The sequence below is a fragment of the Cupriavidus sp. F041 genome (genome assembly GCF_057814235.1).
This window is the reverse complement of the sequence record NZ_JBVASY010000002.1, coordinates 798,936-812,361: the sequence shown is the minus strand read 5'-3', so window position 1 is coordinate 812,361 and position 13,426 is coordinate 798,936. Positions and strand designations below refer to the sequence as shown.

11 protein-coding genes and 1 tRNA gene are annotated in these 13,426 nt (G+C 65.3%); 7 read left to right on the top strand and 5 right to left on the bottom strand.

From position 1 onward, the window contains the following. Positions 1–171 precede the first annotated feature (171 nt). Positions 172–777, bottom strand: a complete 606-nt coding sequence (locus ACZY0R_RS20850; protein ID WP_488866080.1) for a DUF4136 domain-containing protein — start codon at positions 775–777, stop codon at positions 172–174. 300 nt (positions 778–1,077) lie between these two features. Here ACZY0R_RS20850 and pepN point away from each other — a divergent pair, with 300 nt between their 5' ends. The 4 genes from pepN (at position 1,078) to ACZY0R_RS20830 (ending at position 6,016) form a co-directional block, all read left to right on the top strand. Next, positions 1,078–3,777: an aminopeptidase N gene (gene pepN, locus ACZY0R_RS20845; RefSeq protein WP_488860876.1), complete on the top strand. Its 2,700-nt coding sequence runs from the start codon at positions 1,078–1,080 to the stop codon at positions 3,775–3,777. A 131-nt stretch (positions 3,778–3,908) separates the two neighbouring features. Beyond that, on the top strand, positions 3,909–4,925 hold the full coding sequence (locus tag ACZY0R_RS20840) for a class 1 fructose-bisphosphatase (RefSeq protein ID WP_488860874.1): 1,017 nt from the start codon (positions 3,909–3,911) through the stop codon (positions 4,923–4,925). Between the two features lie 345 nt (positions 4,926–5,270). Further along, positions 5,271–5,346, top strand: a tRNA-Thr gene (locus ACZY0R_RS20835). A 136-nt stretch (positions 5,347–5,482) separates the two neighbouring features. Continuing rightward, positions 5,483–6,016, top strand: coding sequence for a GrpB family protein (locus ACZY0R_RS20830; RefSeq protein ID WP_488860872.1), 534 nt, complete (start codon positions 5,483–5,485; stop codon positions 6,014–6,016). A gap of 82 nt (positions 6,017–6,098) precedes the next feature. Here ACZY0R_RS20830 and ACZY0R_RS20825 read toward each other — a convergent pair whose 3' ends face one another. Then, positions 6,099–6,785, bottom strand: a complete 687-nt coding sequence (locus ACZY0R_RS20825) for an HAD family hydrolase (protein ID WP_488860870.1) — start codon at positions 6,783–6,785, stop codon at positions 6,099–6,101. 549 nt (positions 6,786–7,334) lie between these two features. On the opposite strand from ACZY0R_RS20825, the gene ACZY0R_RS20820 reads away from it, so the two are divergent. Next, positions 7,335–7,874, top strand: coding sequence for a hypothetical protein (locus tag ACZY0R_RS20820; RefSeq protein WP_488860868.1), 540 nt, complete (start codon positions 7,335–7,337; stop codon positions 7,872–7,874). Between the two features lie 290 nt (positions 7,875–8,164). On the opposite strand, the gene ACZY0R_RS20815 is transcribed toward ACZY0R_RS20820, so the two are convergent. Beyond that, positions 8,165–9,820, bottom strand: coding sequence for a flagellar assembly protein A (locus ACZY0R_RS20815; RefSeq protein WP_488860866.1), 1,656 nt, complete (start codon positions 9,818–9,820; stop codon positions 8,165–8,167). Between the two features lie 397 nt (positions 9,821–10,217). On the opposite strand from ACZY0R_RS20815, the gene ACZY0R_RS20810 reads away from it, so the two are divergent. Beyond that, a complete protein-coding gene (locus tag ACZY0R_RS20810; RefSeq protein WP_488860864.1) occupies positions 10,218–11,168 on the top strand; it encodes a bestrophin family protein in 951 nt (316 codons plus the stop codon). A 147-nt stretch (positions 11,169–11,315) separates the two neighbouring features. Next, on the top strand, positions 11,316–12,203 hold the full coding sequence (locus tag ACZY0R_RS20805) for a class I SAM-dependent methyltransferase (protein WP_488860862.1): 888 nt from the start codon (positions 11,316–11,318) through the stop codon (positions 12,201–12,203). Between the two features lie 68 nt (positions 12,204–12,271). Here the strand turns inward: ACZY0R_RS20805 and ACZY0R_RS20800 are convergent, their stop codons facing one another. Then, positions 12,272–12,838: a DUF1415 domain-containing protein gene (locus ACZY0R_RS20800; protein WP_488860860.1), complete on the bottom strand. Its 567-nt coding sequence runs from the start codon at positions 12,836–12,838 to the stop codon at positions 12,272–12,274. Between the two features lie 72 nt (positions 12,839–12,910). Continuing rightward, positions 12,911–13,288 (bottom strand): hypothetical protein, encoded by a 378-nt coding sequence (locus ACZY0R_RS20795; RefSeq protein ID WP_488860858.1) that lies wholly within the window; start codon positions 13,286–13,288, stop codon positions 12,911–12,913. Positions 13,289–13,426 lie beyond the last annotated feature (138 nt).

Below are 13,426 nucleotides of genomic sequence, written 5' to 3'. Positions count from 1 at the left end.
AAAACGGGCGCCGGCGGCTCGGGCCGAAAAATCGAGCCGTCATTCTAGCTCACGCAAGCCCGGCGCGAAGCCCCTCCTAGAGGTGCCTCCAGGGTTTTAAGGCCTTTCGCCGGGCAATTCAGTTTTTACCCGCACACGGGCAATGCCCAGCCTCCTCCGTTTGCCTTGTGTCTACTTGTCATTCGGATCCAGCGGCAATGTCACCCGCCGGGACCGGCCGCTCTCGCCCGGAAACTGCACGAAGGCGCTGCGGATCAGGTACGGCATCGCCGCCTGCAGGGACGCGTTCTCGTCGCGGTGTTGCGCGGTAACCTGGTAGACCCGGCGCCCGGTAGCCGCATCCTTGAAGAACACGCGCAGCGTGGACTGCGTCACCGGCACATCGCGCACGATCGTTTGCGGCGGCCAGTAGCCCGGACCACCCCAGCCCCAGGGCCCCCAAGGGCGGTAATAAGGCCCCCAGTACGGGCCACCATACCAGGGATCCGGGTACACGGTCTCCTGCACCCGCATCAGCCCCGAGTTGCTGTCGTATTCCATATTGACGAGGTAGTGCGCCTGCGGGCGCGCCACCTGTTCGAAGCCGACCCCCGTCAACGCCTGCGCCAGCCATTGCTCGTAGGTCTGGTCCTCGAACCGGCCCTCCTTGCCTGCCCCGTGATCAAAGGCATAGGTGCGCGGCGGATCGTTCTGCCAGTTGCCCTGGCTGAAGGCCGTCACCTCCGTGGTGACGGTGCTGGCGCAGCCGGACAGCAGCGCCACGCCAAGCAGGGCCATGCCCGCCACCAGTCTGCTGCCGCGCAAGCGCCTGCCGGCCAGCCGGCTCCATTCCCTGCAAAACCATAGTCCGGTCATGATGCCCCCACACCGATTGTTGTTAGCCACGTGATTCAGACCGTGCCGGGCGGGCGAAATTCCGCGGCGGTGCGGCGCATCCGAGCCGTCGTCCCGCCGCTTGGCTACAATGGGTTTTTCAGTGCCTGGGCGTGCGGCCCGGCAGGGGCTGCGCCCCTCCCTCCCGCCGTGCCCATGGCGACCAAGCCGCCCAAAGTGGCCCACAGAGGACAGGATTCTTCCATGCTGCGCACCGACACGCCCGTTACCGTCCACCGCAAGGACTATACTCCGCCGGCCTTCGCATTTGAGCACGTCGACCTTGTGCTTGAACTCGATCCCGCCCGCACGGTGGTCACCAATACCTTGCGTTTCACCCGGCAGGGACCGGGCCCGCTGGTGCTGGCCGGCGAGGAGCTGGAACTGGTCGGCGTCAGCCTCGACGGCAAGCCGCTGGATGGCGCGCGCCAGGAAGCGGACAGCCTGACCCTGCCCGAACTGCCCGCGCAGGGCACGCTGGAAATCGTCACCGCCTGCCAGCCGGCCGCCAACACGTCGCTGTCCGGGCTCTATGTGTCCAACGGCAACTTCTTCACCCAGTGCGAAGCCGAGGGCTTCCGCAAGATCACCTATTACCTGGATCGCCCCGACGTGATGTCGACCTTCCGGGTCACGCTGCGCGCGCAACGCGCGGCCTACCCCGTGCTGCTGTCCAACGGCAACCTGATCAGCGAGCGCGAGCTGCCGGACGGGCGCCACGAAGCCGTCTGGGAAGACCCGTTCAAGAAACCCGCCTACCTGTTCGCGCTGGTAGCCGGCAAACTGGAGTGCATCGAGGAACGCATCGCCTCCGCCTCCGGCAAGGAAAAGCTGCTGCAGGTCTGGGTAGAGCCGCAGGACCTGCCCAAGACGCGCCACGCCATGGATTCGCTGATCCACTCGATCCGCTGGGACGAGCGGCGCTTCGGCCTGGAGCTGGATCTCGACCGCTTCATGATCGTCGCGGTGGGCGACTTCAACATGGGCGCGATGGAGAACAAGGGTCTCAACATCTTCAACACCAAGTACGTGCTGGCCAACGCCCAGACCGCCACCGACGCCGACTTCGGCAATATCGAATCGGTGGTCGGGCACGAGTATTTCCACAACTGGACCGGCAACCGCGTGACCTGCCGCGACTGGTTCCAGCTCTCGCTCAAGGAAGGCCTGACGGTATTCCGCGACCAGGAATTCTCGGCCGACATGATGGGCTCCGAATCCGGCCGCGCGGTCAAGCGCATCGAGGACGTGCGCATGCTGCGCCAGGTGCAGTTCCCCGAGGACGCCGGCCCCATGGCACATCCGGTGCGTCCCGACAGCTACGAGGAAATCAACAACTTCTACACCGTGACGGTGTACGAAAAAGGCGCCGAAGTCGTGCGCATGTACCAGACCCTGCTGGGCCGCGATGGTTTCCGCAAGGGCATGGACCTGTACTTCCGGCGCCATGACGGGCAGGCCGTGACCTGCGAGGATTTCCGTGCCGCCATGGCCGACGCCAACGGGCGCGACCTGACCCAGTTCGGCCGCTGGTACAGCCAGGCCGGCACCCCGGTGGTTGCCGTGCGCAGCGCCTGGGACGGCGCCAACGGCAGCCTGACGCTGACGCTGTCGCAAAGCTGCCCCAAGGTGGGCATCGAAACGCATCCCGGCACGCCGGACAAGCTGCCTTTCCACATCCCCTTTGCGCTGGGCCTGATCGACGCCGACGGGAAAGACCTGCCGCTGCAGCTCGAAGGCGAAAGCCAGCCCGGCGCCACCACGCGCGTGCTGGACTTTACCGAAGCCGAACAAAGCTTCCGCTTTGTCAACCTGCGGCGCGGCGCCGAGCCCCCGCTGGCGTCGCTGCTGCGCGACTTCTCCGCGCCGGTCATCGTCGATGCCGACTACAGCGAGGCGCAGCTCACCTTCCTGCTGGCCCACGACAGCGACCCGTTCAACCGCTGGGAAGCGGGCCAGCGCCTGACCACGCGCGCCCTGCTGCAACTGGTGGCCCAATCCCAGGCCTGCCACGAGCTCAAGCTCGACCCGGCACTGGTGGCGGCACTGCGCACCGTGCTCAACGATGCGCAACTCAGCCCCGCCTTCCGCGAACAGACGCTGACGCTGCCGGCCGAGGCCTACCTCGCCGAGCGCATGGGCGTGGCCGATCCGGCCGCCATCCACCGCGCGCGCCAGTTCATGCGCGAAGCGCTGGCGCGCGCGCTGAAGGCCGACTGGCTGGCCGCCTTCGAAGCCAATGCCACGCCCGGCGCCTACAGCCCGGACGCCGTGTCCGCGGGCAAGCGCGCACTGCGCAACCTGGCGCTGGGCTACCTGGCCGACAGCGGCGACGACGCCATGCAGGCGCTGGCCGAGGCGCAGTACCAGGCCACCGACAATATGACGGACCGCTTCGCCGCGCTGAGCGCGATGGTGAACACCTTCGCGCCGGGGCGCGAAGCCGCGCTGGCGGATTTCTACCAGCGCTTCGAGCAGGACGCGCTGGTGATCGACAAATGGTTCTCGCTGCAAGGCATGCAGCGCGGCACCGTCGGGCCGCAGGCCGCCGGCCACGCAGGCAAGCACACCATCGAGACCGTGCGAGCGCTGATGCAGCACCCGGCCTTCAACCTGCGCAACCCCAACCGCGCGCGCTCGCTGATCTTCAGCTTCTGCGCGGCCAACCCGGCGCAGTTCCATGCCGAGGACGGCTCGGGCTACGCCTTCTGGGCCGAGCAGGTGCTGGCGCTGGACGCCATCAATCCGCAGGTGGCCTCGCGCCTGGCGCGGGTCATGGACCGCTGGCAGAAATATGCCCTGCCGCTGCGCGACCGCATGCGCGCGGCGCTGGAGCAGGTGGCCGCGGCCAGCGACCTGTCGCGCGACGTCCGCGAGATCGTCAGCAAGGCGCTGGCGGCGTAGCACAGCAGTTGGTGGTGGACGGCGGGGCGCCCCCCCCCCCGCTAGCCCGCCACCGGCAGGCCGCGGGCCCGCCCCAGTGGCCTGCCGGGCTGGCGCCCATGTAGAATTGCCGCCATTCAAGGAGAATCCCCATGAGTCGCATCAGCCTCACCCGCTACCTGGTCGAGGAGCAGCGCAAGCACAACACGATCGAGCCCGAACTGCGGCTGCTGATCGAAGTAGTGGCGCGCGCCTGCAAGGCCATTTCGAATTCCGTCAGCAAGGGCGCCCTCGCCGGCATCCTCGGCTCGGCCGGCACCGGCAACGTGCAAGGCGAAACCCAGCAAAAGCTGGACGTGATCGCCAACGAAGTCCTGCTCGACGCCAATGAATGGGGCGGCCACCTCGCCGCCATGGCCTCGGAGGAAATGGACAGCTTCTACGAGATCCCGAACCGCTATCCCAAGGGCGAATACCTGCTGCTGTTCGATCCGCTCGACGGCTCGTCCAACATCGACGTGAACGTGTCGATCGGCACCATCTTCTCGGTACAGCACATGCCCAAGCCGGGCCAGACCGTGACCGAGGCCGACTTCATGCAGGCCGGCAGCCGCCAGGTCGCCGCCGGCTACGCCGTGTACGGCCCGCAGACCACGCTGGTGCTGACGGTCGGCAACGGCGTGCACATGTTCACGCTGGACCGCGAAGCCGGCAGCTTCGTGCTGACGCAATCCGACGTGATGATCCCGGAAGACACCAAGGAATTCGCGATCAACATGTCCAACATGCGCCACTGGGCCCCGCCCGTGCGCCGCTATATCGACGAATGCCTGGCCGGCGACGAAGGCCCGCGCGGCAAGAACTTCAACATGCGCTGGATCGCCTCCATGGTGGCCGACGTACACCGCATCCTCACGCGCGGCGGCATCTTCATGTACCCGTGGGACAAGCGCGAGCCGGAAAAACCCGGCAAGCTGCGCCTGATGTACGAAGCCAACCCCATGGCCATGCTGGTCGAGCAAGCCGGCGGCGCGGCCACCAACGGTGTTGAGCGCATCCTGGACATCCAGCCGGAGAAACTGCACCAGCGCGTGTCGGTGATCCTTGGGTCAAAGAACGAGGTGGAACGCGTCACGCGCTATCACCAGGAAGAGAAGACGGCAGGCTGATTGCCGGCTGCAAGCAGCACGCGTTGAAAGGAACGGGACCAGTCGCTGGTCCCGTTTTTTTTTGCTTCGGCCCTGTCCCTCACGCCAACGGACAACGCGCCCGCATGTGGCCGACATCGTCGCAGACGGTTGGTGCAGTCGGTCGCTGCATCGTGAATAACCTCCGCCACATCCACCGCGGTGATCGTGCTGGCCTGAGTCAAGAACGCAGCCCGAATGGCCGCGGCGCCACCCCGAGGCGGCAACCACGGCTCGCTCCGAGGAATTTTTTGGCGTGGGGGTTCACAGGAAAAATAAACACTGCTATTATTGCGGGCTCGTTCGGGTTGTCTTACGAACGATGTGGCCGAAGTAGCTCAGTCGGTAGAGCAGCTCATTCGTAATGAGAAGGTCGGGGGTTCGATTCCTCTCTTCGGCACCAACAGATTCAAGCACCTAGCCCAGCCATCGCGGTTGGGCTTTGTTGTTTCTGGGCTTCATGTAACTCATGTAGCCAGTGGTACGGTCTTGGTCGCCTTGCAGGATTCGAACACACGATCCAGCCCGTGGATTTTCGGATGCCACCGCCAATCAAAGTTGAACTACTTCCTCACGCCCCTCAATGGGCTGAGCAAGCAACCGCCGAAGGCCAGGCACTGATCGCAGCAATTGGCCCATGCGTGCTGGCTGTTCATCATGTGGGATCAACCGCTATTCCCCGCATCCGTGCGAAGCCGGTGCTGGACCTCATCCCGGTAGTCTCAAGCTTGTCGGACCTGGACCAGCACAAGGACGAACTCGAACGACTGGGCTACGCGTCGTGGGGCGAACTCGGCCTGCCAGGACGTCGCTACTGCACCAAGACCGATCCGGGCTCAATGCGCAGACTCGTCCAGCTTCATTGCTACGCTGAAGGTTCACCTGAGTTTGTCCGGCACCTTGCGTATCGGGATTACCTTCGCCAGAACGCCGACGCCGCTCGGGCCTACGATCAAGAGAAGGCACGATGCCAGCGGCTGTACCCCAATGACTCGCACGCGTACGGGGATTGCAAGGATGCCTGGATCAGAGAGGTTGAAACACGGGCGCTCGCGGCGCTGAAGAATCAGTAAAACCGAAGCGCTCACGCCGACGCAACCAACATACGTACAGGCGCGGCGCCGGGAAGCCAATGGGCTCGCACGCGCCTGCCACTCAGCCCAACACCAACGCGAGGACCGGCGGCAAGTCGCCAAAGCGGGCTGCGGCTATTGTGGCTTCCTTGCCCGTATCGCGATGCCCGTAGCCCCACCCGGCGAAAACCGACGGTATGCCGAGCGCCCTGGCAGCCAGCACATCCACACGATTGTCGCCAATCATCACGGCACGCTGCTGAAGCAGGCCGGCACGCGCCAGGGCATGTTGAAGGTGCACCGGGCTCGGTTTGCAGTATGGGACTGTATCGGCGCCACAGACTATGTCGAAGAATGAGAGAACGCCGAGTTCCTCAAGAATGCGGATAGCTGCGGCCTCGATCTTGTTGGTGCATACCACCAGGCGCCAACCCGCTTCAGTCAGATCGGCCAGTATCTTCCTTACCTCCGGATATAGCCGTGTCTCCGCTATGGGTGCGTCTACATAGCCCTGGATGAACGACGAGGATTCGTCATCCCCGATCTCGGCGCCGCGCAGTTGAAATGCGCGCGACGCAAAAACCCTGAGCCCGTCTCCGAGCAGCGTGGTCGCCTCGGCGACTGTCAAAGGCTGGAGGCGTCTTGCCTGCAGGAGCAGATTGATCTGTGCCGCAATATCCGCGGCGGCATCGATGATCGTCCCATCCAGGTCGAAAATCGCAACCCGCGCGGGCAGCTCGTTACGAAAACAGGCAGGCGATTCCATCATGTGACTCCATTTCCACTCATGCTGCGACCCCGGCGTGCTCTCGATGCGCCCAATCTGCCTGCCGAGCCAATTGCACTATCAGGCAAAACATACACGTCGAAGACAGGTTGCGACCGGGCAATTCGATTGAAATTACCTTTGAAAATATTCATTTAATTTCAATCCCGACGCTTGTTGCCACATCCCCGCCCGACCGGCGCGCGGCCCCTCCTCCCGGCCGGGACGTTGACAACCGCTTGCCCTCCAATCCCCTCCATAGGCTTAGAGCGTTCGACGGATTGAATCGACCGCGCCGGAGTACCAGACTGGTATCACGATAAGTACAACCACGGACCGCCCAACCGGGTGGCCGCGAAGTATGACGAACCGGCCGGCAGACACACGGCACGCGTTCGCACTTGCCACGCAAACGGGGAGAACACCATGCATACCGCTGCCACCTAGGGCTGCCGGCGCCATGCCGGACTCGCGCAGGATGGCTGGACCCACGCTTCGACTGATGCGCGCCCAGCCCGCCCCCAGCCACGAAAAACAAAAAAGGAAGCGGCCATGGATGCCTATCCAGTCCCTGGCGCGGCGGGATATCGCCTTTTTCCGCGCGGACTGCTCATGGTGTTTGCCTTGTGCGCATCATTGTGGAACGTACCCGTGCGCGCAGACGATGCGACGCCGCCGGAGGCCCCGGCGCCCGCGTTCAGCCCGCAGGTCTGGCTGAACGCAGGGTTTCTCTCGTATCACTTCAATCACACGGCAGACTACAACGCGTACAACTGGGGAGTCGGCGCCGATTTCCGCGTGAGCGAGGATTTCACCTTGTCCGCCGGCGTGTACCGCAACAGCATGCGCTACCACTCCACTTATGGGAGCCTCGCCTGGCAGCCCTTGCACCTGGGCCCGATCCGGATCGGCGCGATGGCCGGCGCGGTGCGCGGCTACCCGGACATCAATCATGGCGGCTGGTCCCCGATGGCCGCGCCGGTCATCAGCATCGAATACGGACGCCTGGGCGCGAACCTGATCTATGTGCCAACCATGCGGGGCAAGGTGGACGGCTGTATTTCGCTGCAGATCAAGATCCAGGTCTGGTAGCGCTGCGAAGCCGAAGCCGCAAAAAAGAAGCGCCGCATACAAAAGCATGCAGCGCTATGGAAGGAGGGCCAAGGGGTTAGGCCCTCATCGGGGATACCACCTCGGGGAGGAGCGGTATGTGGCTACTTTAGCGAGTAGCCGTGCCCCGACATGCCAGCCCTTTCCTAATCTACAAGGAGGAATTTCTGCAAAATGGGCCGCGTGACCTGACGCCGTGGTCATGCCCCCAGGGGGCGGCCAACAAGTTGCCAGCTGCCGGCGGAGCGCAAAGCGCCGCCAGGCAGCGGGTTTCAGACCAGCGCGATGCGGTCTTCCACCATCCGGATCTGGCCGCCCGGCCTGTCCTCCATGATCCTCATCGACTTCTGCCCGATGTGCAGGCTGACCCCGCCATGGATACGCCGGCTTACCTCGATCACGGCTTCGGGAGACGGACGCAGCTTTTCGGCCAGTTTGGCCAGCCTGGCGTCGAGTTCGATCGAGTCGCGGGTGAGCTTGAACAAGGTGGCGCGCGCCTTCTCGCGCAGGTCGCCGACGGCTTTCTCGGGATGCTTGGCGAAGAAGCTGACCAGTTGCTGCACCTTGCCCTGCTCGGCTTCCAGCTTCTGGCGCTGGGCCTCGGCCTCGGCCTTCTCGGCTTCGGCATAGGGGTTGGTACCGACCTGCACGACGGTGGCCGTGCCAGCGGAGCCACCGAGGATGGCGGTACGCACGGCCAGTTGCGCCCGGCAGCGTCCCCCGGTGATATTGCCCTGGCCGCCCTTGGGGCTGCCGGCGACGATGCTGCGCCCGGCCGCGACGTCGCTTTGGCGAATGCCGCTTTCCACCTTGACCTCGGTACCGGCCTCCACCACCGCGCTTTCGATAAAGCGCGCATGCAGCGAGCCCTTGCAGCGTACCCGCGCCTCGGTGGCGGCGTTGTCGGCGCCCTGGTGAGCGCCTTCGGCCTTGCCGATGATGCCGCCTTTCACCACCACGTTGCCGCCCGCCTCCACATGGGCGGCCTCGATGGTGCCGCTGACGATCACGTCACCGGTCACGCGCACGGTCATGCCGGTCTTGATGTCGCCGTTGACACGCAGGGTGCCGTCGAACGTGACATTGCCGGAGTGCATGTCCACCGCTTCGACATCGACCACCGGGCTCACGCTGGCGCCTTGCGCCGACAGCACCGGCGAGCCGGAAATAGTTGCCAGCAGGACCTCCGGATCCGCAGGATCGGGGGCCACCCCGGCCAGGCCTTCGGCGAATGGCGGATCGGCGGCGGGTACGGCTGCCACGATCTTGCCGAAGACGTCTACGCCATCGGTGCCCTGACGGGCCGGGATACGCCGCATCAGCGGCGTGCCGGGGTTGACCAGCAATAAGGATCCCAGGTCGCGCAGATCGATGCGGCCGCTCTCATCCTCTGCCACCAGCGGCTTGCGCGGCGCCAGCAGGCTCTCGAAGCGAGCCGGCGTGCCGGGCAGCGCAGCGCGTCCCGTGGCGATTTCCAGTCCGTCGCACAGGCTCGCCTCGACCGCTCCGCGCAGCACTTCCCGGTCCGGCTCCGCAACGACGCCGCGCCCGGCCAGTGCGGTGCGGATGTCATCCCGCGTGACCGCGCGGCCGCCCTGCGGCGGCAGCAAGTTAAGCCGTACGCTCAGGTTGTCGCTGCTGACGCTGAGTTCGAAGTAGCCGTCCGTCAACTGGCCGATCAACGCTTCTACCGGCATGCCCTCCGTGGCACGCTGGCATTGCGCGAGAAAGGCGCCGATCGCGGCCGTGTCCAGCCTGGCCTCGGCCCAGCCGCCATCGCCCAGTACCTCTTCCAGCCCCGCGCGGTCCGGCGGCAGCCGGCCCGGCGTAACGGCGAATACTGCGCGCAACTGGCGCGTGCCTTCATCCAGGCTGACCTGCAAGCCTGCGGCTACGCCAGCTACTGTGTCTTGTCCCCGGTTTTCCATTCCGTTCTTCCCTTGATGGATCGTGTCCGGGCGGCGCGGCCCCGTCTTCCGCGCCGCCCGCGGTCCCGGCCCGGGCATCGCCGCGCCCCTGCGCCGCATGTCCGGCGTTGGTTAAATGGCGAGGCGGCATGCTGCCGATGGCTGGCGCTGCGTATCCGGCGGCATGCCTGGGTTGGCTCGGCCACCGGATGCTCGGGCCTGCTGGGCAGGCCCCTGGGCCGGGTGTCATTTGCGCGCCGAAGGGTCTATGTCCTTTCTGGCGCACACAACACCAACGGCCGTTTCGCGGAAAACTTGAGCCGGGTGGCTTGGCCGGCCGGCGCTCCACCGCCAGCGGCGGAAAATGTACACTTCCGTCCATCGACGGAATGCCACGCAGCAACAAAGAGGATCACTGATGATCGTGCGAGAACGCCCCTCGGGACTGCGGCTGTTCCTGGTCCTGCGAGGCTCGATCCTGTCCCGCATATGGCGCGTGCTGCTGGTGAACTTGCTGGTGGCGGTAGGCGTCACGCTCAGCCACGGTGCGTTTTTCCAGCACAAGATCACGCTCACGGCCATCCCTTTCACGCTGATCGGCTTGCCGCTGGCCATCTTCCTGGGCTTTCGCAATACCGCCGCCTACGACCGTTTCTGGGAAGGCCGCAAGCTATGGGGAGACCTGGTGGTACGCAGCCAGAACCTGGCTCGGCAATGCCTCGGCCTGATTGCCGAGGCGCCGGGTAACGCCGCCCCTGCCCCGGCCGGGCTGGACGATGTGCGGGTTCGCATGATCTCGCGCGCCATGGCTTATGCCTACGCGCTGCGCAACCGCCTGCGCGGCAGCGGCGCGGATACCGGGCTGGAGCCGTCCTGGCTGCGGCCCGCGGAGCTTGCAGCGCTGCAACGCAGCACCAACGCGCCGGCCGCGCTGATGATGCGCATGGGCGAGGATCTGGGCCTGTGCGTGCGGCAAGGCCGCGTCGATCCTTGCCTTGCCGCGGGCATCGACGACACCTTGTCGCACATGGTGGCCGCGGCGGTGGCATGCGATCGCATCCGCAACACGCCCATCCCCTTCTCATACACGCTGCTGCTGCACCGCACCGCGTACCTGTATTGCTTCCTGCTGCCGTTCGGCCTGGTCGATACCATCGGCTTCGTCACGCCCATCGTGGTGGCGATCGTGGCATATACCTTCTTCGGCCTCGATGCGCTGGGCGATGAACTGGAAGAGCCGTTCGGCACCAGCCCCAACGACCTGCCGCTCGACGCGCTGTGCCGCACCATCGAGATCGGCATGAAGGAAGCACTGGGCGAAACCGAGTTGCCTCCGCCGCTCGCTCCGGTGGATTACTGCCTGCTCTGACGCGCCATTGCCGGCCGGACCGGCATGCGCCGGCTTCATCACTCGCCCGGCCTGGCGCGACTTTCGGTAAACTCTCGCTGTACCGGCGCAGCGTCGTCCGGCTTTGGCGCACGCCTCACCGCTTTTCCCAGGTTCGAAACATCCCAGATGGCCCAGAAGTCCCCGGCGTCCAAGACGCCCGCCGCACCGGCGTCCAGCCCCCACGAAATCCGTCCCGGCCAGTCCATCGAGCTGCTCAAGGCGCTGCATATCCTCACGCGCGACGGCAAGATGAACCAGGACAGCCGCCGCAAGCTCAAGCAGGTCTATCACCTGTTCCAGTTCATCGAGCCGCTGTTGCAGGATCTCAAACAGGATCACCCCGACGTGACGCTGGTCGACCACGGCGCCGGCAAGTCCTACCTGGGCTTTATCCTGTACGACCTGTTCTTCAAGGAGCAGCTCGACCAGTCGCACATCTACGGCATCGAGACGCGCGAGGAACTCGTGCGCAGCTCGCAGGAGCTAGCCGGCCGGCTGGGCTTCAAGGGCATGTCGTTCCTGAACCTGTCGGTGGCCGATTCGATCACCTCGCCGCAACTGCCGCCCACCATCGACATCGTCACCGCCCTGCACGCCTGCAATACGGCCACGGACGATGCGATCCGCTTCGCGCTGGAAAAACGCGCCAAATACATCGTGGTGGTGCCTTGCTGCCAGGCCGAAGTGGCCGGCGTGCTGCGCAAGAACAAGGCAAAGCTGCTGGCCGGCAATCCGCTCACCGAGATCTGGCGCCATCCGCTGCATACGCGCGAGTTCGGCAGCCAGGTCACCAATGTGCTGCGCTGCCTGCAGCTGGAGGCGCACGGCTACCAGGTCAGCGTGACCGAACTGGTGGGCTGGGAGCACTCCATGAAGAACGAACTGATCATCGCGCAGTACAAGGACCTGCCGCGCCGACGCCCGGCCGAGCGGCTGCACGAAGTGCTGCGCACGCTAGGGCTGGAGGAGATGGAAGAACGCTTCTATACGCAAGAGCCGGCCGCTGCCGGCTGATGCTGCCTTGCGTCATGGCCCCGGCGCTGCCAGGGCTGATCAACGCGCCGCCGCGACGGCGCGTTTTTTTATTTTCCGCCGTCTTCGGCCATCAGCTTGCGCCAGCCCTCGTGGCCGAGCCGGCGCATGGTCTGCTCGTTGCGCTCGTAGATTTCCGCCGCATCGGGAAACGCCTCCACGGCCCGCGCAATGCTGTCCTCGCGCAACAGGTGCAGGATGGGGTAAGGCGCGCGGTTGGTGTAGTTCTCGATGTCGTCCAGCTCGCTGCCGCCGAACACATAGTCCGGATGAAAGCTGGCGATCTGCAGGATGCCCGCCAGCCGCAGGCTCTTGAGCAGGCGCTCGGCAAAGTAGAGGAAATCGTTGTACTCAAGGAAATCGGCCAGCGCATGCGGCACGATCAGCAAGGTGGTGTCGATCTCGGCGGGATCGGCATCGGCGAGCGTGCGCATCTCGGTTTCGAGATCGGCCAGCACGCCCTCGGTATCGGTGGCCTCGCACACCGCATAGCGGATCTGCCGCTTCACGTGCACGGCCTTGGCGAAGGGACACAGGTTGAGGCCGATCACGGCGCGCTCCAGCCATTGCTGGGTGGCGTGCACGACTGACTGGCCGGATGGCGAAGCGAAAGACATGGCGATGACGGACGGCGCTAAACCGCCATTCTAGCGCCCGTTGCCCGCACCGCCGCTGCAAGGCGGTGCCGCCTAGCGGCGCGGCGCGTAGATCTGGCGCGCCAGCGTCTCGGCCTGCCGCATGGCCGCATCGCGCTCGGCCGCGCTTAGCTTGCCGCAGACGTACTCCAGGTTGGCGCTATCCAGGTCGGTGACATGGCGATCGCCCGACAGCAGGATGACCTTGCGCCACATGCAGGCCTTGACGCGGTCGCGCTCCAAACCGAGGCAACCGGACTGCAGGCAGTAGGACAAATTGCGCTGGGCCAGGAAATCGCCATTCATCGCCTTGTCCTGCAGGCCTTGCGCGGTTTCCTGCGCCTGTGTCACCCCGGCAAGCAGGCTCAGCAAGACCAGCACGACAGCCCGCGCGGCGGGAAGAGGGAATGACAGGCGAGACGGCAAGACCATGGGGGAACGCAGGAAACCAGTAGCACGCGGGAAAGCGCGATCTTAGCAGTTGCCCCTCGCGGCCATTCCGGCGCGGGCAAGCTGCCGCGCCCTGCCCTATATAATCCGATCCGCCGCACCATACCTTGCGCCGCATTC

Excerpts from the sequence above, each read along its gene's own strand:
- ACZY0R_RS20850 (WP_488866080.1), bottom strand. The coding sequence starts at position 777 with ATGGCCCTGCTTGGCGTGGCGCTGCTGTCCGGCTGCGCCAGCACCGTC.
- pepN (WP_488860876.1), top strand. The coding sequence starts at position 1,078 with ATGCTGCGCACCGACACGCCCGTTACCGTCCACCGCAAGGACTATACT.
- ACZY0R_RS20840 (WP_488860874.1), top strand. The coding sequence starts at position 3,909 with ATGAGTCGCATCAGCCTCACCCGCTACCTGGTCGAGGAGCAGCGCAAG.
- ACZY0R_RS20830 (WP_488860872.1), top strand. The coding sequence starts at position 5,483 with ATGCCACCGCCAATCAAAGTTGAACTACTTCCTCACGCCCCTCAATGG.
- ACZY0R_RS20825 (WP_488860870.1), bottom strand. The coding sequence starts at position 6,785 with ATGATGGAATCGCCTGCCTGTTTTCGTAACGAGCTGCCCGCGCGGGTT.
- ACZY0R_RS20820 (WP_488860868.1), top strand. The coding sequence starts at position 7,335 with ATGGATGCCTATCCAGTCCCTGGCGCGGCGGGATATCGCCTTTTTCCG.
- ACZY0R_RS20815 (WP_488860866.1), bottom strand. The coding sequence starts at position 9,820 with ATGGAAAACCGGGGACAAGACACAGTAGCTGGCGTAGCCGCAGGCTTG.
- ACZY0R_RS20810 (WP_488860864.1), top strand. The coding sequence starts at position 10,218 with ATGATCGTGCGAGAACGCCCCTCGGGACTGCGGCTGTTCCTGGTCCTG.
- ACZY0R_RS20805 (WP_488860862.1), top strand. The coding sequence starts at position 11,316 with ATGGCCCAGAAGTCCCCGGCGTCCAAGACGCCCGCCGCACCGGCGTCC.
- ACZY0R_RS20800 (WP_488860860.1), bottom strand. The coding sequence starts at position 12,838 with ATGTCTTTCGCTTCGCCATCCGGCCAGTCAGTCGTGCACGCCACCCAG.
- ACZY0R_RS20795 (WP_488860858.1), bottom strand. The coding sequence starts at position 13,288 with ATGGTCTTGCCGTCTCGCCTGTCATTCCCTCTTCCCGCCGCGCGGGCT.